General features: G+C 69.7%; 12 protein-coding genes. 8 read left to right on the top strand and 4 right to left on the bottom strand.

Annotation, left to right across the window (positions count from 1 at the left end):
• Positions 1-8: 8 nt before the first annotated feature.
• Positions 9-12752, top strand: a complete 12744-nt coding sequence (locus AK36_RS03380) for a filamentous haemagglutinin family protein (protein WP_045578407.1) — start codon at positions 9-11, stop codon at positions 12750-12752.
• A gap of 386 nt (positions 12753-13138) precedes the next feature.
• Here the strand turns inward: AK36_RS03380 and AK36_RS03385 are convergent, their stop codons facing one another.
• Positions 13139-14473, bottom strand: a complete 1335-nt coding sequence (locus AK36_RS03385) for a substrate-binding domain-containing protein (RefSeq protein ID WP_045577856.1) — start codon at positions 14471-14473, stop codon at positions 13139-13141.
• Positions 14474-15125: 652 nt separating this feature from the next.
• Between AK36_RS03385 and gspF the strand changes: the two genes are divergently transcribed.
• Positions 15126-16343 carry a type II secretion system inner membrane protein GspF gene (gene gspF, locus AK36_RS03390; protein ID WP_034195244.1) on the top strand — a complete coding sequence of 406 codons (1218 nt, stop codon included), beginning with the start codon at positions 15126-15128 and terminating at the stop codon, positions 16341-16343.
• 8 nt (positions 16344-16351) lie between these two features.
• On the opposite strand, the gene AK36_RS03395 is transcribed toward gspF, so the two are convergent.
• A complete protein-coding gene (locus AK36_RS03395; protein ID WP_045577857.1) occupies positions 16352-16795 on the bottom strand; it encodes a general secretion pathway protein GspC in 444 nt (147 codons plus the stop codon).
• A 57-nt stretch (positions 16796-16852) separates the two neighbouring features.
• On the opposite strand from AK36_RS03395, the gene AK36_RS03400 reads away from it, so the two are divergent.
• The 5 genes from AK36_RS03400 to AK36_RS03420 all read left to right on the top strand — a co-directional run bounded on the left by AK36_RS03400 (position 16853) and on the right by AK36_RS03420 (position 20358).
• Complete coding sequence (locus tag AK36_RS03400; protein WP_045577858.1) at positions 16853-17365, top strand: prepilin-type N-terminal cleavage/methylation domain-containing protein; 513 nt, start codon at positions 16853-16855, stop codon at positions 17363-17365.
• Between the two features lie 159 nt (positions 17366-17524).
• The gene (locus tag AK36_RS03405; protein WP_045577859.1) at positions 17525-18262 is read left to right on the top strand and encodes a secretin and TonB N-terminal domain-containing protein; all 738 of its coding nucleotides are present in this window, start codon (positions 17525-17527) and stop codon (positions 18260-18262) included.
• Between the two features lie 6 nt (positions 18263-18268).
• Positions 18269-18835 carry an RNA polymerase sigma factor gene (locus AK36_RS03410; protein WP_045577860.1) on the top strand — a complete coding sequence of 189 codons (567 nt, stop codon included), beginning with the start codon at positions 18269-18271 and terminating at the stop codon, positions 18833-18835.
• Positions 18836-18843: 8 nt separating this feature from the next.
• The gene (locus AK36_RS03415; RefSeq protein ID WP_052691538.1) at positions 18844-19842 is read left to right on the top strand and encodes a FecR family protein; all 999 of its coding nucleotides are present in this window, start codon (positions 18844-18846) and stop codon (positions 19840-19842) included.
• A gap of 261 nt (positions 19843-20103) precedes the next feature.
• A complete protein-coding gene (locus tag AK36_RS03420) occupies positions 20104-20358 on the top strand; it encodes a FecR/PupR family sigma factor regulator (protein WP_045577861.1) in 255 nt (84 codons plus the stop codon).
• 244 nt (positions 20359-20602) lie between these two features.
• On the opposite strand, the gene AK36_RS33805 is transcribed toward AK36_RS03420, so the two are convergent.
• Entirely contained in the window at positions 20603-20875 is a 273-nt protein-coding gene (locus tag AK36_RS33805; protein WP_034195241.1) for a hypothetical protein, read from the bottom strand.
• Positions 20876-20913: 38 nt separating this feature from the next.
• Between AK36_RS33805 and AK36_RS03430 the strand changes: the two genes are divergently transcribed.
• Complete coding sequence (locus AK36_RS03430) at positions 20914-22554, top strand: type II toxin-antitoxin system Phd/YefM family antitoxin (protein WP_045577862.1); 1641 nt, start codon at positions 20914-20916, stop codon at positions 22552-22554.
• 34 nt (positions 22555-22588) lie between these two features.
• Here the strand turns inward: AK36_RS03430 and gspK are convergent, their stop codons facing one another.
• Positions 22589-23584 carry a type II secretion system minor pseudopilin GspK gene (gene gspK / locus AK36_RS03435; RefSeq protein ID WP_011882512.1) on the bottom strand — a complete coding sequence of 332 codons (996 nt, stop codon included), beginning with the start codon at positions 23582-23584 and terminating at the stop codon, positions 22589-22591.
• Between the last annotated feature and the right edge of the window lie 7 nt (positions 23585-23591).

A 23591-nucleotide genomic window follows, 5' to 3' on the forward strand; every position in this document is an offset into this window, starting at 1 on the left:
CTGCGCTGATGTTGCTGGCTGCGGCGTCCGCGCATGCGCACGCGGCCGGCATCATGAATCTCGGCGCGACCACCGCGCGCGCCGCAGGCGGCGGCAGCGGCGCGGCCCGCGTGCCGGGCATGCCGAACCTCGGCGTCTCGCCGCAGCAGGCCGCGCAGGCGAGCCAGCCGTCGATCCGCAACCTCGGCTACGCCGCGCATGCGATCGCCGCCCAGATCGCCGCGCAGCAGAACGCGGCCGCCGCCGCGGCGAAGCTGCCGTCGAGCGTGCCGAACGGGCTCGCGCCGGGTGGGCTGCAGGTGGCGGCCGGCGCGACGGCCGATACGAGCAGCCCGGTGCTGTGGTTCAACGCGAACGCGCCGACGCAGAGCGTCGACGCGAACGGGCACGTGAACGTCGACGTCAAGCAGACCGGCCAGAATGCGGTGCTCACGTGGGAGACGATGAACGTCGGCCGTCAGACCACGCTGAATTTCGACCAGTCGGGCGGCACGCAGACCAACGGTGCGAACAACTGGGCGGTGCTGAACCGCGTCAACGATCCGAGCGGCCGGCCGAGCCAGATCCTCGGCAACATCGCCGCGCAGGGCGCCGTCTACGTGATCAACCGCAACGGCGTGCTGTTCGGCGCCGGCTCGCAGGTCAACGTGCATTCGCTGGTCGCGTCGTCGCTGAACCTGCTCGACATGAAGAAGCAGCTCGTGCCGACCGCGGACGGCATCGTCGCGAGCAACCTGCAGTTCCTGAGCGTGCAGCCCGGCAAGACGGGCGGCCTGGCCTATCCGCAATCGGGCAGTTCGAGCGGCGTGGCGGGCGCCATCGGCCGCCCGAACGAGGTGCTCGGGCTCGGCGGCCCGGTGCTGCTGAGCGGCGCGTATCAGGCGCCGGGCGACGTGACCATCGAGCAGGGCGCGTCGATCACGACGCACACCAACGGGACGGCGAGCGACGGCGGCTTCGTGCTGGTCGCGGCGCCGAACGTGACGAACGCCGGCAGCATTTCCGCGACGGCCGGACAGGTGGTGCTGGCGGCGGGCGTCGGCGTGAGCCTGCGCCCCAACACCGCCGGCGTGACGGCTAATCCGCAGGTGCTGTTGCCGGAGTTGAGCGGACAGATCGTCAAGACCGACCTGCAGACCGGCGGCACGATCGACGTCACGCCCGCCGGCACGCTGACCAACACCGGCATCGTCCAGGCCGCGCGCGGCAACGTGAACCTGCTCGGCAGCCGCGTCGCCCAGAACGGCGTGGTCGGCGTGACGACGAGCGTGAACACGCCGGGCACGATCACGATCTCGACCGCGGACGAATATGCGTCGAACGATCCGCTCGGCAATCCGTACCCCGGCTCGGGGCTGGTCTCCAGCGGGACCGGCGGCGCCGACAACGTCAATCGCGCGGGCCTGCTGAGCTTCGGGCCGCAATCGGTGACCACCGTGCTGGCGGACAGCGCCGGCCAGACGGCGACGTCGACGCCGGGCACGACCTTCACGCCGGGCGGCATCGCGATGACGGCCGGTTCGGTGTGGTTCCAGCGCGGCTCGCTGATCGAGGCGCCGGGCTCGAACGTGTCGGTGACGGCCTATGTGCCGTCCGTCGTGTCGAATTCGACGCCGGGGCAGAGCGCGGTGCCGGGCCGCATCTACGTGGACGACGGCGCGACGATCGACGTATCGGGGCTGGCCGACGTGCACGCGCCGATCTCGCAGACGCTGCTGACCATCGACCGGATCGGCCAGAACGAGCTGGCCGACTCGCCGTTGTTGCGCAACAGCTTCCTGTTCGGACTGAAGGGCGTGGTCGTCGACAGCACGCTGACCGGCACGCGCAGCGACGGCGTGCAGTGGGTCGGCAGCCCGATCCTGAACCTGTCCGGCTACGTGAACCTGATTCCGCGCACCGTCGACCAGCTGCTGACCAACGGCGGCACGATCACGCTGTCCGGCAACGAGGTGATGACCGCGACCGGTTCGTCGATGAACCTGAACGGCGGCTACGTGCATTACGACGGCGGGATGGTGAACACGACGCGGCTGGTGGACGCCAACGGCGCGATCGTGCCGATCGGGCAGGCGAGCCCGTACGAGCGCTATGTCGGCATTGCCGGGCAGTTCGTCGAAAGCCATCCGCGCTGGGGCGTGACGAAGTCGTGGTTCAACCCGCTGCAGACGGGCGCCGCGTACCAGGCCGACTACATCGTCGGCGGCAATGCGGGCACGCTCGACCTGTTCGCGTCGCAGGCGCTGGTGCTCGACGGCGACGTCAGCGCGCAGGCGTTCGGCGGCGCGAAGCAGACGCAGGGCAACAGCCTGCCGTCGGGCGGTACGTTCAACCTCGGCGCGGACCCGAAGCTGGCCGGCGGCGCGCTGGCCGGGATGGCGTGGAACGCCGCGGCCAGCACGTCGCTCACGATCAACGGCATCGCAGGCCTCGTGATCCTGCAGAACGAAGCGCCGCAGCTCGGCGCGTTGATGCCGGGCTTTTCGATCGACACGCGGCTCGACCCGAGCGCGTCGGCGGCGCTCGCCGCGAACGATCCGGACAATCTGCCGGCCGCGCAGGTCGTGCCGGTGGCGACGCTGAATCGCGGCGGCTTCGCGAGCCTGAACGTGACCGGCGACAGGAACGCCGGCAAGGGCATCGAGGTCGCGCAGGGCACGCAGCTGAACCTGCAGCCCGGCGGCTCCGTTTCGCTCGACAGTTCGGCGATCGGCGCGGACGTGAACATCGCGGGGCGCGTCTCGGCGCCGTCCGGCAAGATTTCGGTCACGAGCGGCGGCAATGTCGTGGTCGGCCCGCACGGCGCGCTCGACGCGGCCGGCCAGTGGGTGAACAACGACGTGCAGGCCGCGCCGGGCACCACGCCCGGCAACAGCCAGTTCATCAACGGCGGCAGCATCTCGCTGTCGGCGATGCAGGGCTCGACGCGCGTGAACGGCGCCGACGTGGATGCGACCGGCTCGATCGTGCTGCAGCCGGGCAGCGTGCTCGACGTGTCGAGCGGCGGCGAAATGCTCGCGAACGGGCAACTGCTGATGCGCGACGGCGTGCCGGTCGGGCGCGGCGGCAACGTCACGTTGCAGACCTATGCGGCATCCGGCGCGACCAGGCAGTTCGGTCACACGCTCGACGGCGGTGCGCCGCTGCCCGCCACGCAGCCGAGCGCCGGCACGATCGCGATGGGCGGCACGATACTGAGCGAAGGCTTTTCGGGCGGCGGCACGCTGACGCTCGAGGCGCTCGGCTTGCGGATCGGCGGCGACCGCTCGGCCGCCTCGCCGTGGGACGTGTACCTGCCCGACAGCTTTTTCGCGCAGCAGGGCTTCGGCAAGTACGTGCTGAACGCGTACTACGACTCGACCATCGCGCCGGGCGCGACGCTCGCGCTGACGCAACGCAACCGCATGCCGGACGCGCTCGCGCTGCAGCGCACCGGTTCGGGCGCGAACCTCGCGTCGGCGGGACTGACGACGATCGGGCAACTCGACGCCTATCACCGGCAACCGACGAGCCTCGTGTTGACGGGCGGCAACTATCTGACTTGGCAGAGCACGCCCAATGGCCCGCCGCCGTCCTATGCGGACGTGACCGGCGCCGTGACGCTGGCGTCGGGCGCGTCGATCCATGCGGATGCCGGCGCGAGCATCGGCTTCGGTTCGCCGCTGCAGGTGACGGTGCTCGGCTCGGTGGTCGCGCCGGGCGGCTCGATCACGCTGAGCGCCGATACGGGCGGCGGCCCGTTTGCGCAGCCGGGGCAAGCCATCGTGTTCACGCCGAGCGCCGGCCGCTCGGTGTGGCTGGGCGCCGATGCGACGCTCGACGCGGCCGGTGTCGCGTTGGCCGATCCGCTGGCCGCGCCGGTCAGGATCGGCGCGACGACGGTCACGCCGCATACCGGCAAGGTGTTGCCCGGCGGCTCGGTGACGCTGTCGAGCGATGCCGGCTACGTGGTCGCGCAAGCCGGCTCGACGATCGACGTCTCGGGCGCGTCGACGAACTTCGACCGCCTGCAGGCGAACGGCGCCTATGCGTCGCAACCGGTGTGGAGCGACGCCGGCTCGATCACGCTGTCGGCCGCATACGGGCTGTTCGCGGACGGCAAGCTGGCGGGCCACGGCGGCGCGTCGCAAGCGCGCGGCGGCACGCTGACGATCCTGCCGCACCAGAACGGCGGTTCGCCCGGCGCGACCGCGCTCGTCGTGCGGCAGAGCGGCACGTTGCTGCCCGCCGGGTTCGCGCCGGGCGCGGCTGTCCCGACGCCGGCCGATAGCGCGGCCGGCCAGCCGAGCGGCGTGATCGAGTTCGCCGCGGATCGCCTCGACGGTTCGGGGATCGCGAATCTCGTGTTGGGCGACAGCACGCCGTCGCCGCTTTCGGCGCCGGTGCCGACGATCGCCTTCGCGGGCAACGTGAGCCTCGCGCTGCCCGAGTCGGTGACGCTCAATGGCGGGCGCATCGCCGCGATCGGCATGGACCAGCTGCAGACGCTGCTGGCGACGCCGCAGCAGCCGGGCGCCGCCGGTTCGGCGCTCGACGCCCTTTTGTCGCAGGCGCCGGCTCACCCGCTCGGCACGAAGGTGACGATCGACGCGCCGTACGTCGCGCTGGCGGGCCCGACGGCAACGTCGTCGACGCCGCAGTTCGCGCCGGTCGAGACGCTGTCCGATGCGACGCTGAACGTCAATGCGTCGTTCGTCGATCTGCGCAACCAGATCCAGCTCAACAACTTCGGTCACGCGAACCTGAGCAGCCGCGGCGACATCCGGCTGAGCTCGACGAGCGTGTCTCAGCAGGGCAATACGCTGCTGCCGGGCGTGCTGTACACGCCGGGCAACGTCACGTTCAATGCGGCGAGCCTGTATCCGGCCACCGGCAGCACCTTCATCGTCGATGCGGTCGGTCCCGTCGATCCGGTCACGGGCCAGCGTGCGCCGACCACCGTCACGTTCGGCTCGACCGGCGCGTCCGGCACGCCACTGTCGGCGGGCGGCACGCTGCTCGTCGACGCCACCGACATCGTGCAGGGCGGCACCGTGCGCGCGCCGTCGGGCGCGCTCGTGTTCGGCGTCGGCGATCCTGCGAGCGGTGCGACGCAGAAACAGTTCGGCACGCTGCCGCTCGTCGCGACCGATTCGGTGACGTTCGCGAACGGCAGCGTCACGTCGGTCTCGAACGGCACGTCGATCATTCCGTACGGCACGACGATCGACGGCGTCGAATGGCAGTTCAATCCGCTCGCCGGCGCGTCGGCGGGGGACCTGAACGCGCCGCCCGCGAAGTACGTGGGCGTGAACGGCGCGCGCGTCGCGCTCGGCAAGGGCGCGACGATTGACCTGTCGGGCGGCGGCGATCTGCAGGCCGCCGAATGGGTGCCGGGCACGGGCGGCACGCGCGACGTGCTGGCGCAATACAACGTGAGCTATGCGAGCGGCAACGGGGCAACGGCGGTGCCGGTCAACGCCGGCGCCGGGAACGTCTACGCAATCGTGCCGGGCGTCCAGTCGCCGGTCGCCGCATACGATCCGATGTTCGCGCAGACGCTGCAGCCGGGCGTCGCGAGCAACGGGACGCCGACGACCACGACCGCGACGCTCGATGTCGGCCAGGCCGGCTTGCACGACGCGATCGGCAAGGCTGTGTACCTGTCCGGCGTGCCGGGCCTGAAACCCGGCTACTACACGCTGTTGCCGGGCAAGTACGCGACGCTGCCGGGCGCGTACCGCGTGACGGTGTCGGGCACCGGCGGCAACGTCGTTCCGGGCGCGACGCAGGTGCGGCCGGACGGCACCGTGACGACGGCCGGCTACTTCGCCGACGCGGTCACCGGCGGCCGCAGCGCGACGCCGACGCTGTTCGACGTGCAGTCGGGCGCAACCTGGCAGCAGTATTCGCAGTACACGCTGAAGGGCGCGAACGATTTCTTCGCCGCGCAGGCCGCGAAGCAGGGCAACGTGACGCCGCCGCTGCCGGTGGACGGCGGTCAGCTCGTGCTCGCCGCGACCAAGGCGCTGGCGCTCGGCGCGACGCTCAACGCGGCGCCCGGTGCACTCGGCGCGCCGGCGGAGGTCGACATCGCGTCGCGCGACATCCAGATCACCGGCAGCGGCAGCGCGGCATTGGCCGGCTATCTGCAGATCGGCAGCGATGCGCTCGATTCGCTGAATGCCGGCAGCCTGCTGATCGGCGGCACGCGTGCGGCGACCGCGAACGGCGTGACGATCACGCCGATCGCGAACAGCGTGGTCGTGTCGAACGACGCAAGTTCGTCGCTGAAGGGCCCCGAGATCCTGATCGCGACGAGAACCGACGCGAGCGGTACGGATCCGAATGCGGCGAACGGCTTGCGCGTCTACGCCGGGGCATCGATCGCGGCGGCGGGCGACTACCCGGCGGCCAAGGATCAACCGATCACGATCGCAGGCGACGGCGCGCTGCTGCGCGTATCGAACGGCGCGATGGCGCCGCTCACGCGCAGCGGCGCGACCGGCGCCGGGCTGTTGACGGTCGGCGCGGGCGCGACGCTGTCGGGCGGACAGGCGCTGCTGCTCGATTCGTCCGGCACGCTGAAGGCCGACCCGAGCGCGCTGCTGTCGGCCAAAGCGATCACGGTGGACGGCTCGGCGATCACGTTCACGAATGCGGGCGGCGCAGCCGCGGCGGGCCTGCCCGGTTTCGTGATCGATCCGTCGGGCCTCGCGCAGTTCGCGAACGCCGATCTCGTGTCGTTGCGCAGCTATGGCGCGATGGGCTTCATCGGCGACGTGAATGCGACGTTCGGCAAGCACGTCGACCTCAGCGCGGGCACCTTCACGAGCGACGGCGGCCGCGTGACGCTGAACGGGCAGCAGATCGCGTTCACCAACGAGACGGGCGCGCCGAACGGCGCCGTCACGCCGGGCCGCGGCACGCTGACGGTCAACGCGCAGGAGATCGATTTCGGCGCCGGCACGAAGTCGCTGAGCGGATTCGCGTCGGCGAACCTGAGCGCGAGCGCCGGCATCGTCGGGCAAGGCACGGGGACGTTCGATTTCGGTGCGCTGCCGGTGACGCTGAACGCGCCCGTGTATCTGGCCGATACGCGTTCCGCGTCGACCGTGAAGACGGCCGGCGCGCTGACGTTGAACGGCGCGGCGGGCGCCGCGTTGCCGCAGACGCCGGTCGGCGGTGCATGGCACTTCGTCGGCGCCACGCTCGCCGACAACGGCGCGACGATCGCGGCGCCGGCCGGCAACGTGAGCCTCGAGGCGACCACCGGCAATCTGACGATCGGCAGCGGTTCGACGGTCAGTTCGGCAGGCGTGTCGAAGCAGTTCTTCGACGTGACGCAGTACGCGCCGGCCGGTTCGATCACGCTGACCGCCGATGCGGGGACGGTCGACCTGCAGCCGGGCGCGACGCTCGATTTCTCGGGCGCGAAGGGCGGCGGCGCGGCGGGCAGCCTGACGCTGTCGGCGCCCAAGCAGGTCGTGAACCTGAACGGCACGATCAAGGGCGGCGCGGCGAGCGGCTATGCGGGCGGCTCGCTGTCGCTCGACACGGCCGGTGCGGCCGACCTCGACGCGCTGGCGAAGACGCTCGCGTCGAGCGGCGTGAACCAGTCGATCGACATTCACACGCGCTCGGGCAACCTGACGCTGTCGGCCGGCAATGCGCTGTCCGCTCACGCGGTGTCGCTGACGGCCGACGGCGGCGCGGGCAACGCGTCGGATGCGGCGAACGGCAACGTCGACGTGCTGGGGACGATCGATGCGTCCGGCAAGGCGGGCGGGCAGATCAGCCTGTACGGCAAGAGCGGCGTCGATATCGAGGGCTCGCTGCTCGCGAAGGCAACCGATGCGAGCCAGCGCGGCGGCAAGGTCGCGATCGGCACGAGCGCGACGTTCGATCCGGCCGTCGCCGATCCGTACAACGCGAGCTACGGCTACGAGAACGTGTCGGCCGCGCAGTCCGGCGCGATCCGGCTCGGTTCGAATGCGTCGATCGACGTGTCCGGCGGTACGCCCGGCGGCACGCTGGACGGCACGGTCGATTTCCGCGCGCCGCTGCTGCGCGACGGCACGGTCAACGTCGTGCTCGACGGAAGCCGCGTGCGCGGGTCGCGCAAGACGACGGTCGAAGCGTATGCGGTGTGGAGCACCGCCGATGCGACGACCGGCTCGCAGCATTTCGACGGCCTCGTCGATCCGGCCGGCTGGTACGACGGCAGCGGCCATCTGCTGGCGGGCACGTTCACGGTGCCTGGCAGCACGCCGGCGACGTACAGCTATACGCCGGGCGGCGCGGGCGGCGGAACGCTCGTCAACGACGCGACCGGAGAGTCGACGGCGGTGACCGAGGATCAATTGCGCAACGGGATTTCCGGCAGCGGCTTCACCGGGCTGTCCGGCGCGTACTTCGCCGCCGCGGCCGCCAACGCCGATCATGTCGCGTTCTACGGGTATCGCGCCGACGCGTCCGGCGCAGCGCCGGGCACGCTGATGGCATTCGTCCAGCATGGACCGGATGGCGTCGCCGGCCAGTTCGCCGCTGCATCGCTGCAGAATTTCAGCGTCGCGCCGGGCATCGAGCTCGCCAATCCGGGCCATGCGGTCAACGGCGGCAATATCTCGGTGCTGTCGAACTGGAACCTCGGCGCGGGCGCACCGAACAACAGCGGCAGCATCACGCCTGATTTCCGCTATCGGTCGACGATCGCGCCGACGCTGACGTTCCGCGCGGCCAACGATTTCGATGCGTACGCAAGCATTTCGGACGGGTTTTATCAGAGCCAGGTGGCGTCGATCCTGGGCGGATCGGGGCCGGCTACGGCAACCGGCACTTATACGGACGCGAAGCAGCAATTCGACCAGTTGGTGTCGCTTGACGATCCGACGCAGGTGACCGTGACGTTTACGAACGGGGGAACGGCGGGCCTCACGTCGCTGGATCCGAATGCAATGCTGGTATCGCCGCTGACGGGGCAGACCGGTGGCTATTACTCGGCATATCTGTCATATACCGGCGCGTGGCAACAGGATATCGAAGCGTGGACGTCGCCGAATTCCTCATCGATTTACACCGGGCACATTCTGCCGGTCAGGCCGTCGGTTACGCCGGCGCCGGTACTGGCCGATCATTCGACCTACAGCGACTATCTGACGGCCTATTGGGGCTCTGACCTCACGAGCGGCCCCGCGCCCGGCACTTACATGAATGGGTACACCCCCAGGACGGTTACGAGTTTTGGCACACCTGCCGCACCGACTCCGCCGACCGGCCTGGCCGCGAACGCGACGTTGTCGGAGCAGCGTGCCTACCTTGCCGATTACGCGAACTATATGCTCGCATATTCACGCTATTTCAATCGTCGGCTCCCGAGCCTGTTCACACCGCCCGTACGTGCATACAACGTGTTCTATGCGCCCATTGCGCCTTCGTCGGTGCCGGATACCGGCGTCGTGAATATCGGCGCGCTACCCGGCAACGCGGCGGCGAACGTGCCGACCGCGAACAATCCGCTACCGGTCGCTTTCGCGACCTTGCTCGGCGGCGAAAGCTCGTCGTACCGGATCGTGTCCGGCGCCGATGTGTCGAGCGCGAACCCGCTCGCGTTGCAGCCGGCTTCGACGTCCACGAACGCAGCGGCGGCTTCCGCCAACCTCGGCAACGTGGTGCTGAGCGGGCACACGGGCTACGTGGACAGCAACGGCTTGACGCTCGTCGAACCGGTAACGATCCGGACCGGCAAGGGATCGATCGACGTGGCGGCCGGCAACGACGTGTCGTTGTTCGACACGTCGCGGGTCGCCGATCCGTCGACGCTGATCATTCCGGGCGTGATCTATACGGCCGGCGCGCCGGCGGCAGGCGCGCCGCCGGTCGGTTTGACGACCGCGATCGCGCATGGCAACGTCGCCGGCCTGCAGGACGTTCTGGTGACTTCGGCAGTGAATCCCGATTCGGCCGGCGACATCACGATTCATGCGCGACGTGACATCAAGGGCATGCAGAAGGTGATCGACGCGAACGGAACCGTGACCGGAAATGCCGGTAACTCGATCGACCAGTATTGGTGGCAGTGGATGCAGATCACCGGCGCGAAAACGGCCGACGGCAACACACTCGTTGCTCCGCTGGCCCGGACCTCGATCGATTTCGGCGCCTTCGACCAGGGCGTGATGAGCGTCGGCGGCAATGTCTCGCTCAGTGCCGGCGGGAATATTTCGGATCTCGCGGTGTCGTTGCCGACCACCTGGTACAAGGACGCAACCGGCCAGCCCGTCACCGTCGGCGGCGGCAATCTGTCGGTACGCGCCGACGGCGACATTTTGAGCGGCACTTACTTCGTCGCGAAAGGCGCGGGCGTGATCTCGGCAGGCGGCAGCATCGGCTCGGACATCGCGGTGCCGGTGTCGATCCCCGGGCAAGCTCCAGTAGCGGTATCGACGATCCTGGCGACCCAGGACGGCGTGTTCGACGTGACCGGCCGACAGGGTGTCGAGCTCGGCGCGGTGCTCGATCCGTCGTATGCGAGCGCGTTCCCTCAGGCAGGCGATTCGCCGACCCACCAGATCAACCTGCAGTACTACGGGCAGTACGCCGACAGCCAGGGCTACTCGCCGACCTCGTCGGTGAACGTGTCGTCGACGACCGGCGATATCCGGCTCGGCGCAATCGGCAGCCTGTTGACCGGTGCGAACGGCGTGCTGCCGGCCAGCGTCAATCTGACCGCATTCAGCGGCGGTATCGACGTCGAATCGGGCGGTTCGCTGTTTCCGTCGGCGCGCGGACAACTGAACCTGATCGCGGATCGGTCGGTGCGCCTGTCCAACGCCGCGGCGTTGTCGGTCGGCAGCGACACGGCGCCGGCGACGCAATTCGGCCTGTCGGACGCCGATCCGTCGACGATGCCGTCGCCGACCAACCCGCTGCCGGTCGTCGCGATCCCGGCGCTGACCGACGCGACGCTCGCCGCCCATGCGCGCACGGCGCTGCACGGGGACGACGCGACCCCGGCGCGGATCTACAGCGTGAACGGCAGCATCGTCAACGGCGTCGCCGACACGTCCGCCGACGGCGATGGCTTCTATCGCAACCTCCTCACGCTGTCGATCGACAAGCCGTCGCTCGTGCAGGCCGGACAGGACATCGTGAACCTCGCGTTCTGGGGGCAAAACCTGCGCGGCTCGGACGTGACGCGGATCGTTGCCGGCCGCGACATATACGACACGCCGACGCCTCAGAACGGCAGCGGCGTGGTGCCGGTCCTGTCGGTCGGCGGCCCTGGCTGGTTCGATGTCCAGGCCGGCCGCAACATCGGCCCGCTGACGAGCCAGGCCGAGCTCTACAACCAGCACGCCAACACAGGCGGAATCGCGCACGTGTTCACGGGCATCGACGCGGTCGGCAACGCGAACAACCCGAATCTGCCGCACCAGAGCGCGAACCTCGACGTGCTGTTCGGCGTGGGCCCCGGCATCGACGTTCCCGGTTTCGTGGCGGCCTACGTCGCGCCGGGCAGTTCGGTCGCCGGCGTGCCGAGCGCGACGCCGGCGTTGATCGCGTTCATGGAGCAGTACGACGCGGGGCTGCGCGTCGATACGGGGCTGCAGGCCGACCACGACGCGGCGCTCGCGAACGTCGGCCGGCTGACGGCCGCCGAAGCGTGGAAGCAATTCCAGGCGTTGCCGTCGTATGTGCAGCAACGCTTCGCGCAGAAGGTGCTGTTCGGCGTGCTCGCGCAGGTCGGGGCCGACTACAACGATCCGTCGAGTCCGTACCGCGGCCAGTATGCGCGAGGCTATCAGGCGATCAACACACTGTTCCCCGGTTCGCTGGGCTATACGGCGAACAGTCTGGGCGGCGGATCGAACGGCGCGAACCGGCAGGTCGCGACCGGCAATCTCGACATTCGCAGCACGACGATCCAGACCCAGCAGGGCGGCGACGTGACGATCCTCGGCCCCGGCGGGCAGGCGCTCGTCGGCAGCACGACGGCGCCGCCGCAGATCGTCGACGGCACCGGGAGCGTGGTCGCCGGCCCCGGCACGATGGGGATCCTGACGCTCGAGAAGGGCAACGTCGACATCTTCACGGACCAGAGCGTACTGCTCGCGCAGAGCCGGATCTTCACCGAGCAGGGCGGCGACATGACGATCTGGAGTTCGAGCGGCGACATCAACGCGGGCAAGGGCGCGAAAACGGCGGCCGACACGCCGGCGCCGCAGTACGTGTGCGACGCGAACCATTACTGCACCGTCGACGCGCGCGGGCAGGTGACGGGCGCCGGCATCGCGACGCTGCAGAGCATACCGGGCGCGCCGAAAGGCACGGTGAATCTGATCGCGCCGCGCGGCACCGTCGATGCGGGCGACGCCGGCATTCGTGCGGGCAACCTGAACGTTGCCGCGTTGCACGTCGTGAATGCGGACAACATCCAGGTGACGGGCACCGTGAACGGCATCCCGCTCGTGCAGGCGGTGAACACCGGGGCGTTGACCGCCGCGAGTTCGGCCGCCTCGGCCGCGAGCCAGGCCGCGCAGGACATTGCGAAGAACAACGCGTCGGGCGTCGCGCCGCGTCGCTGGACGATCAGCGTGCAGGTCGAGGGCTTCGGCGACAACGGTCCGGATGGCGGATCGAAGCGGCGCAGGCCGGAGCAGGTCGGCTACGATTCGTCGAATTCGGTTTCGCTGCTCGGCTTCGGCGCGCCGGGGGCGACGCAGAAGACGCTGCTGAGCAAGGACGAGCTGGCGAAGCTGAACCGGTTCTGAAGCGCGCGTCGCAGCGGGACGCGCGCTGACGGGGCGGCGACGGGTGACGTCGGTCGCCGGCCGCGGAAAGTCGACATCGAGATCGGCGATGTGACGCGCGTAGTGCTTGGCGGGATTTCATCGACGCTGGGGCAGTCGCAGACGCCGTGTGCTTCGGCCCCAGAGCGATCGGTTATCGGCTCACTGTGCCGCATCGGGCAGCGCCGTATCGCGCAGGCGCTCGGCTCTCTCCTTTCGGTTCGAACCCGATGCATCGCTTCACCACGGCTCGCGTGAATCGCTGCGCTGTCCGCAATGAAAAACCCCAAAGGTCGGCTTCCGACCTTTGGGGCTCCGTCCGTCACTCGACGCGCTTCATCCGCGCGCCGATTCGGAAGCGATCCGGCTTACCGGCCCGCGTAGCCACCCGAACCGCAGATGGTCGAGTCGTTGATGTCGAGGAAGTTGCCGCTCGAGTTGCTCAGGAAGTTCGCGGAAATCGCGGTCTGGAAGCTCGACGGAACGGTGTCGAAGCCGTTGCCGTGCACGACCGACGCGTAGCTCGCGTTCGTGTAGTGGTTGTTGAGGAAGTCGTGGATCGCCGTAGCCGCGGCGCCGTTCGCATAGCACTGGCTCAGGATGATCTGGCTCGTGCCGGAGACCGGATAACCGGATGCAGGGTTCGCCAATGCGGTATACGCCGAGCCCGACACCGGCACCCAGTTGGTCGGATCGCTGGCGGCAATGCCCGAAGGCGGAGCGATCGTGCCGAGCGCCGTCTTGGCGTTCGTATACGTCGGGGCGTAGTACGCCTTGGCCGCCGTGTTGTACAGGCTCGCGATCGGCAGTTGCAGCGCGCCCGACGACGTGACGACCGAGCTTTGCGACGCGAGGAACGTGTTCGTGTAGTCCGGGCTCAGATACGCGACGGCGGCCGTACCGGCAGCCGACAACGACGCGAGCGAAGCGCGCACGCCGCCGCTGCCCGACGCCGCGACGAAGTTCGCCGGCACGCCGGACGGGAATGCGACCGTGTTCGCGAACGTCAGCGAATCGACGAACGACACGCCGGTCTTGGTATTGGCCGTCGTGCAAACCGCGTGCAGATGGCGGGTCAGCAGTTCGGTCGTGCCGCTGCCGTCCGCACGGTAGACGACCGAGATCGCCTTGTTCAGCGGATAGGCCGAGCCGGTTTCCGGGTTGGTGACCTGGTTCCAGTTCGTCAGCTTGCCCGAGAAGATGCCGCACAGGTCGTCGTCGTTCAGCGCGACGCTGTGCGCCTGACCCGGCGTCGTTTGCGGCGTCGTCGTGCTCGTCACGGCAGGGCCGTTGACGACCGGCACCGTGATGGCCGTCACGATGTACGGGATCTGGATCAGCGGGCCGTTGCTGGTGCCGAGGCCCGTGTTGTTGTACGCGCTGACCTGAGCGGTCGTGAGCGCGGCATCGCTGTTGGCGAAATGCACCGTGCCGGTCACGCCCGAGCCGAAGAAGGTCGGCTGGTTGTTCAGGAACGCGTTCTGGCCGGCGCCCGAGCCGACCGAGTAGTACGTGAACGTGCCTTCGGACGTGCCGAACAGGCCGATTTCACCGGACGCCGGCGACACGGCGCCGATCGTCGGTGCGACGAGCGACGAGCCGCCGCCCTGAAGCACCGGGCCGGCGGCCATCGCCACCGATGCGCCCATGCCCGCGACGACGAGAGCCAGGACCTGACAGATCTTGCGCTTGCTGGATTTCATGAGAAATTTCCTTGGACGAAGATAAACGGGAACCCCTGCTACTGCGGTTGGAATACTTGTGGACCGCCGGGTAAATGTAGGTGTAAATCGAAAATGTCCGTGTGAATTTTTCATAACGAATGATGCGTAACATTTTGAGCGAATACGGCATTGCGTTACTGGAATTGGCGATGCCGTTATTTCGCCTGCGTTCGCTGCGGACCGGCGTCCCGGATGTTGGGCATCGCATCGACGCATCGTCGCAATGCTCGCCCGGGCGCCGCGCTTGCGCCGAGCCGGCGCACGGCAAAGCGCTAACCCAATGCCAAGTCGGTTTCATGTCGAATGGTGCGTAACATTTCACGCGTCGTCGCTTGAACGACGTTTTCGTCGGCATATTTAAATCGGCGAAACGTATTGAATCGAGTATTCGATCTACATTATAAGAGCGAGTGATTTAGAGATTCGGAGATTAAGGTGCGTGTTATGAAATCGTTTTTTTGTGAGGCGAGTTGAATCATATCGGCCGATAATCGGCCGCGATCAAAAAGGTAGCCCAACATCGGTCACAAATTTGCGCCGGTTCGCGCCTTAGTCTTGCGCGGGCGACGCGATCCGCCTTGCCGTCTCAAGTCATCGCGGGCGGTCGCGTACGTGACAGGAGAATCCCGGCATGTCGGCATTCCGCTACGAAGCGATCGATCCCACCGGCCGCACGCTGAAGGGCGTGCTCGAAGCCGACAGCGCGCGCGCCGGCCGCAGCCAGTTGCGCACGCAAGGCCTCACCCCGCTCGTCGTCGAACTGGCCGCGCAACGTCTGAACGGTGCGCGTCAGCGGCGTCTGTCGCTCGGCCGCAAGCTGTCGCAGCGCGAACAGGCGATCATCACGCGCCAGCTCGCGAGCCTGCTCGTCGCGGGGCTGCCGCTCGACGAATCGCTGTCGGTGCTGAGCGAGCAGGCGGAGCGCGAATACGTGCGCGAACTGATGGCGTCGATCCGTGCGGAAGTGGTCGGCGGGCATTCGTTCGCGAATGCGTTGACGCAGCATCCGCGCGACTTCCCCGACATCTACCGCGCGCTGGTCGCGGCCGGCGAACACACCGGCAAGCTCGGCGTCGTGCTGGCGCGGCTCGCCGACTACATCGAGCAGAGCAACGCGCTGAAACAAAAGATCCTGCTGGCCTTCACGTATCCGGGCATCGTCACGCTGATCGCGTTCGGCATCGTCACGTTCCTGCTGAGCTACGTGGTGCCGCAGGTGGCGAACGTGTTCACCAGCACGAAGCAGCAACTGCCGACGCTGACGGTCGTGATGATGGCGCTGTCCGGTTTCGTGCGGCACTGGTGGTGGGCGTCGCTCGCGGCGACGGTCGCGATCGTCTATGCGATCCGCAAGGTGCTGTCGCGCGATGCGCCGCGCCTCAGGTTCGACACGTGGGTGCTGACCGCGCCGCTCGCCGGCAAGCTCGTGCGCGGCTACAACACGGTGCGCTTCGCGAGCACGCTCGGCATTCTGACGGCGGCCGGCGTGCCGATCCTGCGCGCGCTGCAGGCGGCCGGCGAGACGCTGTCGAACCGCGCGATGCGCGCGAACGTCGACGATGCGATCGTGCGCGTGCGCGAAGGCTCGGCGCTGTCGCGCGCGCTGGCCCATACGAAGACGTTTCCGCCGGTGCTCGTGCACCTGATCCGCTCGGGCGAAGCGACCGGCGACGTGACGACGATGCTCGATCGCGCATCCGAAGGCGAGTCGCGCGAGCTGGAGCGCCGCACGATGTTTCTGACCAGCCTGCTCGAACCGCTGCTGATCCTCGCGATGGGCGGCGTGGTGCTCGTGATCGTGCTGGCGGTGATGATGCCGATCATCGAGCTGAACAACATGGTGCAGTGATGGGCGTGTCAGCGCACGAACGCGTCGGCGTGCCCGGCCGCGGGCAGCGTGATCTCGCGGCGCAGCCCGTTGCGCTCGACGACGATCGAGCGCGCGCGCACATCGGCGAGCGTCGCGGCCGCGCCGATCGGCGCGCCGCGCGACACGACGCGGGCCGCGTCGCCGCCGACGCCGACGATCGCGGCCGCGCGGCGTGCGTCGAATGCGATCACGCCGAGCACCCGGACCGCATCGCGGCCGTCATCGGGCGGCGCGCCGAACAGCCGTGCGCCGGCCGTGACGTCGGGCGGTGCGGGCAGCATCGGCGCGGCAACCGGCGCTGCGGTCGTGCCGAGCACGCGCACCGCATACAGCGATACGGCGACGAGCGCGGCCGCGGCGGCCAGCGTCGCGACGACGGCGACGGGATCCGCGCGGGACGCGACGGTGTGGAGCAGCGTGAGCGGTTTCATGGCGATCGGGCGGTTCGGGCGACGCTTTCCATTCTTTGACGCAACGGCGAATGCACGATGACGCGGCACGAAAACCCACGAACCACGGACGCGCGGCGGCCGCGCACAGGCACGCAACGCGGCTTCACGTTGCTCGAGATGCTGGTCGTGCTCGTGATCGTCGGGCTGCTGGTCGCGGTCGTCACGCTCACGCCGTCGCGCAATCGCCGTACCGATCTCGCCGAGGAAGCGCAGCGGCTCGCGAACCTGCTCGAATCGGCGGGCGACGACGCGCAGGTGCGCTCGATACCGATCGCATGGCAAGCGGTCGGCGGCGGCTACCGGTTCGTCCAGCGCACCGACGGCGGTGGCTGGGCGCCGATGACGGACGACCTGTATCGCGCGCGCCGCTGGGGCGCCGCGGTGACCGGCGTCACCGTACGCTACACCGGCGGCGGCGACGCACCGTCGCCGGTCGTGCTCGGCAACGAGGGCATCGACGTGCCCGTCACGATCACGCTGTGGTCCGGCGACGTGCGGATGGCGGTGGTCGGCACCGGTATCGGCAACTTCGTCGTGCGCCGGCCGTGAGCGATGCGACGCATGAGGCGGGTCGGTTTCGCGCGACCGCACGCTTCACCTGACTGTCACAGTGGCCGCTCACAATCTGACGTTCGCTCGCGACGGTACGGCTGTCGGCGGGATGCGTTCCGGCACGCGGCGTGCAACTCCACTTCCGACCAGGGATTCATGACTCGTTCACGGGCGCCGACCGGTGTCGTGGCGCTCGTCGCGTGGCTCGTGTTCGTCGTGCCGTGCCTGCGCGGCGCGCTCGCGCAGGAAGCGGGTGTCGCGGGCCGCCCGCCGGGCAGCGTCGCGCACTTCGCGCTGCGCGCGCAGCCGCTCGCGAAGGCGCTGCAGGATTTCGCGCGCTTGACCGAGCTGCTCGTGCTCGCGCCGGCGCCGCTGCTCGACGGCCGCACGAGCGCACCGGTGCAGGGGGATTTCGCGCCGCGCGACGCGCTCGAGCGGATGCTGGCAGGAACGGGGTTGCGCGCGGAATTCGCGCGCCCGGACGAAGCGATCATCGTCGCGCAGCCGGCCGCCGACGCGGTACCGTCCGCGGCCGACGCATCGGACGCCGCGCTGCCGATCGACGGGCTCGGCGAATCGGGCGAGCGGCGTGCGTTCGCGGGCATGCTGCAGGCGCATCTGATCGATGCGCTGTGCGCGCAGCCCGCGGCGGTGCCGGGCAGCTATCGACTCGTCGCGCAGGTGCGCATCGACAACAGGGGGACGGTGGTGGCAGTCAACATGGTGGCATCGAGCGGTTCGGCCGCCCGCGACGCGGCGGTGCTGCACGCGTTGCGCGCGCTGAAGCTGGACGATGCGCCGCCGGCCGACCTGCCGCAGCCGGTCACGATCCTGCTGCGGCCGGAGGGCAACGGCGTGCATTTTCGCTGTCCGCCGGCGGCGTCGCGAGGCTAGGGCGACATGTCCAATACGTCAGATACGTCCGACACCACGCGCGGCGGCCTCCGGAAGCTGCTGGCGGCGCGCTACGCGTACCTGGTCAGGCGTCTGGAGCGCGTGACCGGCTCGAAGGACGGCGCGACCGACGCGCTGCACGAGACCTGGCTGCGTCTCGAGAACGCCAACGTGTCGACGCAGGTGACGAACGCGGACGCCTACATCCTCGGGATGGCGAACAATGTCGCGATCGACCAGCATCGCCGCGAGCGCCGCCATCTGCACGACGACGATGTCGAAACGCTGCTCGAGACGCCCGACGAGCTGGCCGACCCGGAGCGCATCGTTGCGGCGCGCCGCAAGGTCGACACGCTGAAGGACGTGCTGCTCGGCCTGCCGCCGCGGCGCCGTGCGATCCTGCTGGCCGCGCGCGTGGACGGGCTGCTGAACCGCGAGATCGCCGAGCAGTTCGGCATCTCGTTGCGGCTCGTCGAAAGCGAACTGAGCGCGGCGATGAAGTACTGCCTGCAACGCATGCAGGAAGACGGCGATTCGTACACGGGCTCGCGAGGCGGGCCGCGTAAATTTTGAGTACCCGGATGATGACGAAAGCCCAGGCAGAACCCGCCCACGACGCCCTCGACGAAGCGAGCGCGTGGCTGCTGCGTCTGCGCTCGGGCGAAGCGAGCCAGGCCGACGCCGACGCGTTCGAGCGCTGGTGCGCGCAGCGTCCGCAGGCGGCCGCGCTGCTGCGCGACACGTGGGGATCGTTGCGCACGGCGGCCGCCGAACTCGCGCAGGAAGAACGCACGAACGCCGCGTGGGCCAGCGTCGCGAAGCGCGAGCGCACGATGCGCACGGGCCGCCGCGCGTTCATCGGCTTCGCGGTAGCCGCGGGCGCGTCGTGGCTCGCGGTGCGCCCGCCGCTGCAGCTGTGGCCGTCGCTCGGCGACCTGACCGCCGATTACCACACGGGCACCGGCGAGCAGCGCAGCGTCGCGCTGTCGTCGCGCGTGACGGTCGCGCTCAACACGCAGACGCGCATCGACATGCTGCCCGCGAGCGATGCCGCGCACGGTGTCGAAGTCGTCGCGGGCGAGGCGGAGATCGACGCGGCCACGCCGCTCGCCGGCCGCGCGACGCCGCTCCAGCCGGTGACCGTGGTCGCCGGCGACGGCCGCATGCAGGCTACCGTCGCGCGCTTCAACGTGCGGCGCACCGGTGCGCAGGTGTGCGTGACGTGCCTGTCCGGCACGGTCGCGCTCGCGCATCCGCGCGGCGCGCGCACGCTGAAGGCCGACGATCAGGTGGTCTACGACGATCGCGGCGTGCAGCCCGTAACGCGCGCCGATCCGGGCGCGATCAGCGCGTGGCGGCGCGGCATGCTGGTGTTCAACGACGTGCCGCTGTCGAGCGTCATCGACGAAATCAACCGCTATCGTCCCGGCCGGGTCGTGCTGCGGCGCACCGCGCTCGGCGCCAACCGGATGCAGGCGCAGTTTCCGATCGCGCGGCTCGACGACGTGATCGACATGGTCGGCCGCCTGTACGGCGCGCACATCACGCGCCTGCCCGGCAACATCGTGTTGCTGAGCTGACCGGCGCGTTCTTCGCCTTCTTTCTCCTTCTTTCTCCTTCCTCTGCCGCAACGGGCGGCGCGCTCGCGCTGCCGCGCGCGCGTTGCGGGTTACCGTCGTCCGATACGACCTGATCAATGAGGGCCGGCAAACGTCGGGCCGCCGTATGCGGCTGCCCGGTGGCGCGTGGTCGGATCCGGGGCGTGGATGGCGGGCGCCCCGGCCGTGCAGCGATGCGCGGCGCGGGGGATCGGTGTCGAGGCAGCTTCGGGCGGTGGCGTGATGATCGACGAATCGCAACGGGATGCGGATTCCGGCGACGCGCACGCGCGCGCCGACGCGATCCGCGAAGGCGCGGTGCGCTGGCTGCTGTGGCTGCGCACCGGCGAGACCACGGAACGCGAACTCGACGCGTTCCGGCGCTGGCGCGCGCAGAGCGACGAGCATGCGCGCACCGTGCGCGAGCTGATCTGGATGTGGGCCGTGCTCGCGGCGATCGGCGGCCCGGAGCGGGGCGGCTCGACGCGTACGCATTGAGCGCCCGGTCCATGCGGCATGCCGGGCCGCGGTGGAATCGTTTTCGTCTGCGCGGCAGCGCGTCGTGCGCGAAATTCTGCGGGTTAGGCGCGCCCGCTTCGACCTTGTATACGAGAGAGCGAGGGGGCCGTGAAGCGGGACCGGAGGCCGATGCGGGCCTGCGGATCGCCGCCGCGTGGGGCGTGGGGTGTGGCGCAGTGAGCGGCCGGCCGCGGGCAGTCGTACGTGCCACGCCGCGCGGCGTCTAGCCGATCGTCCACGTCGCGTGGCGGTTCACACAGAAACGGGAAGCGTTCGAACAACGGGCGGATTCTTGCAGAGCAACGATATGGTCGACCATCCATTGCAGCAGCTCGCCGCCGTGCCGGACCTGCGCCGGGCGCCAGTCAGGCATCGTCGCGACGTGCGCGTAAGTGAAGTGCGCGTCACCGCGTGCGTCGATGGCGAACCGCGCGCCGCGACGGCAGGCGGCGGTGCGCGTTCGGTCGCTCGCGAGGCGGCTGCTGCGGCCCGGCAACGGCGAGCGTGCCGGGGCGAACGATACGGAGCGGCCCGATGACGCGCGCGGTGGTCGAACGCTTCGTCGAACAGAGCCCGATGGCGATCATGACGCGGCTCATGCTGCAATGCGCGATGCACGACGACTGGCCCGATACGCGCGACGATGCAGGCGGCGAGCCCGACGACGAGCCGATCCGCGAGGCGCTGTTCGCGCGCGCGGTCGATGCGATCGCGGCGATCGCCGCACGGGCGCGCACGCGATCCGATGCGGGCGGCAGCGCATCGACCGGCGGCGCCGCGGTCGCCGCGCTGCACGACGCGATGAGCCGGCTGCGCGCCGGCTGGGGGCGTGCGCTCGTGAAGGACAGCGCGGAGCTGCTGCAGCCGATCGCGGCGGTGCGCGCGGACGAGCGCGGATTCGAGGGGATGCGACTGCGCGTGCTCGAGGACGCGGACGACGGATGGATGGCCGCGCCGGATGCCGGCGATGGCGGCCGGCCGCGCGACGCTGCTGCGCGCGAACGCGCGCCCGACACCGGCGCGCGCGTGCTGCCCGTCTACGATCCCGATCTCGGATTGATCGTCGATCTGCTGCCGGTCGAACGCGGCCGGCAGAACGCGCGCGCGTTCGTCGCCGCGCTGCTCGAGACGGTGCGGCCCGGCGAGCTGTGGATCGTCGACGGAGGCTTCGATGCGGACGCGATCCTGTCGGGCTGGCCGCGCCGCGGCGGCGCGTTGATCTTGCGCGAACATGGGCGCGCAAGCGGATGCCGGCCGCTCGGTGCGTGGCGCGAGGCCGGCGCATGCGGCGACGGCCTCGTGTACGAGCAGCCGGTCGCGATGGCGGGCGACGACGATGCGGCCGGTGCGTTGCGCCGCATCGAATGGCGTCGCGCGCGGGCGGACGGCGAGCTTGCGGGGACGACCACGCTGTTGACGGACTTGTCGCCCGCCCGGTTCGATGCGGTGCAGATCGTGCAGCTGTCGCGCCGACGCTGGCGCGACGCGCTGCCGTTGCCGCTCGCGCCGGTACGGGAAGGTGCGCCGTTCGGCGACGCGCCGGCGCGCGCGTCGCTGCTCGCGTGCGGTATCGCGGCGCTCGCGTACAACGCGTTCAGCATGATGACCCAGGTGATCGGCGCGGCGCTCGACCTCGACGCGCGCAACGCCGAACGTCTCCCGGCGCATATCGCCGACGGCGTCACCGCGGTCTACGCGGGGATGATGGTCGCGCTGCCGCCCGACTGGTGGCGCCGCTACGACCAGCTGCCCGCGACCACGCTCGGCCAGCTCGTGCGGCTGCTCGCCGTGCATGTCGATCCGCGCAGCGAGCGGCGCAAACGGCGCGACCGGCTGTCCGCGAAATCGCAGGCGCTGCTGCGCGCGGCGACGCTCGAACGGCTGCTGCACGACGACGGCGACGATGCGGCCGCGAACGTGTTCAGCCTGCGCACGATCGCGATGGGGACGCGCGACTTCAGCAGCAATCCGTCGAAGGCGCTGCGGCATGCGGGCGATGCGCTCGTGATGGTCACGAAATACAACCGGCCGATCGCGCTGCTCGTGTCGATCGACGACTGGAACCGCCTGCTCGGCGAAGTGCGGGAGACGAGCCTCACGCGCTTGACGTTCGAGTGTGCGATGGTCCCGCAAGCGGCGTGCACGGTCGGGTTGACCGAGTCGTCGCCCGTCTAGCGCGGCGGCGCCTGCGCAACCAGCGCGGCCCGCTTCAACTCGTGAGCCGCCGCACCCAGATCACCGATGTCCACGTGAAGTTGCCGCTGCCGTAGCGCGCGATCAGCGTGTCGACGCGTGCGTTGATCCGCGCCGAATGCACGCGGCAATGCACGATGAAGTAGCCGCTGGTGACGCCCACGGCCGCGCCGTCGGGCAGCGTCGCGTTGCCGCCCGGCGCGGGCAGCAGATATTCGGCGATGTCGCCGGTGCTGACGAAGTACGCGGTGGCGCGCCGGTCGACGAGCCGCTTTGCCTGGCTTGCCGACAGCGTCGGAATCGCCGCGACGAGCACCGGCTCGGCCGCCGTGTTCGCATTCACCATCGTCAGGTCGGGCAGCACCGTCACGAACGGTGCGAGCGCATCGATCGCACGTGCGTCGTAGCCGGGAATGCGGGCGAGATCGTCGACGCTCACGAGTTGCAGCGGCCAGCCGTCGGGGCCGTTCGTGTCGCGCAGCGAGCGCAGCATGTAGTCGGCCGTCGCTTGCGCGAGCGCGGCGTCGAGCCCGAGTGCGCCGAGCAGGCGCCGATACGCGAGCACGCCTTCCGCGTTGGCCTGCCACGGCTTGCCCGGCGCGACGCGCGACACGAGGTTCAGCAGGTTGAAGCGCGCCTGCGCGTCCTCGACGTTGCCGGCGATCGACGCGCGCGCAAGCTCTGCATTGACCGCGATCGCATCCGGCGGCAGCAGGTCCGACAGCCGCACGTCGGCGAACGGCGTCGACCACGGCTGGCCGACGAAGGTGACGTTCGACGTCGCGTTCTGCGCGCGCAGCAGCGCACGCGCCCATTCGACCGCGGCGCGCTCGACCCACATCGTCTGCGTCGCGAGCCGCTGGTTCTCGACGTCGCGCATCGCCACCTGCTGGCGCCACAGCACGCTGGCCGCGAGTGTCGCCGCCAGCGCGACGACCAGCAGCACCGTCACGATCGCGATGCCGCGCGCGCGCGGCGCGCGTGTTGCACAGGATCTTCCGTGTCGATGCATTCGCGTG

The sequence above is a fragment of the Burkholderia vietnamiensis LMG 10929 genome, from assembly GCF_000959445.1.
GTDB lineage: Bacteria > Pseudomonadota > Gammaproteobacteria > Burkholderiales > Burkholderiaceae > Burkholderia > Burkholderia vietnamiensis.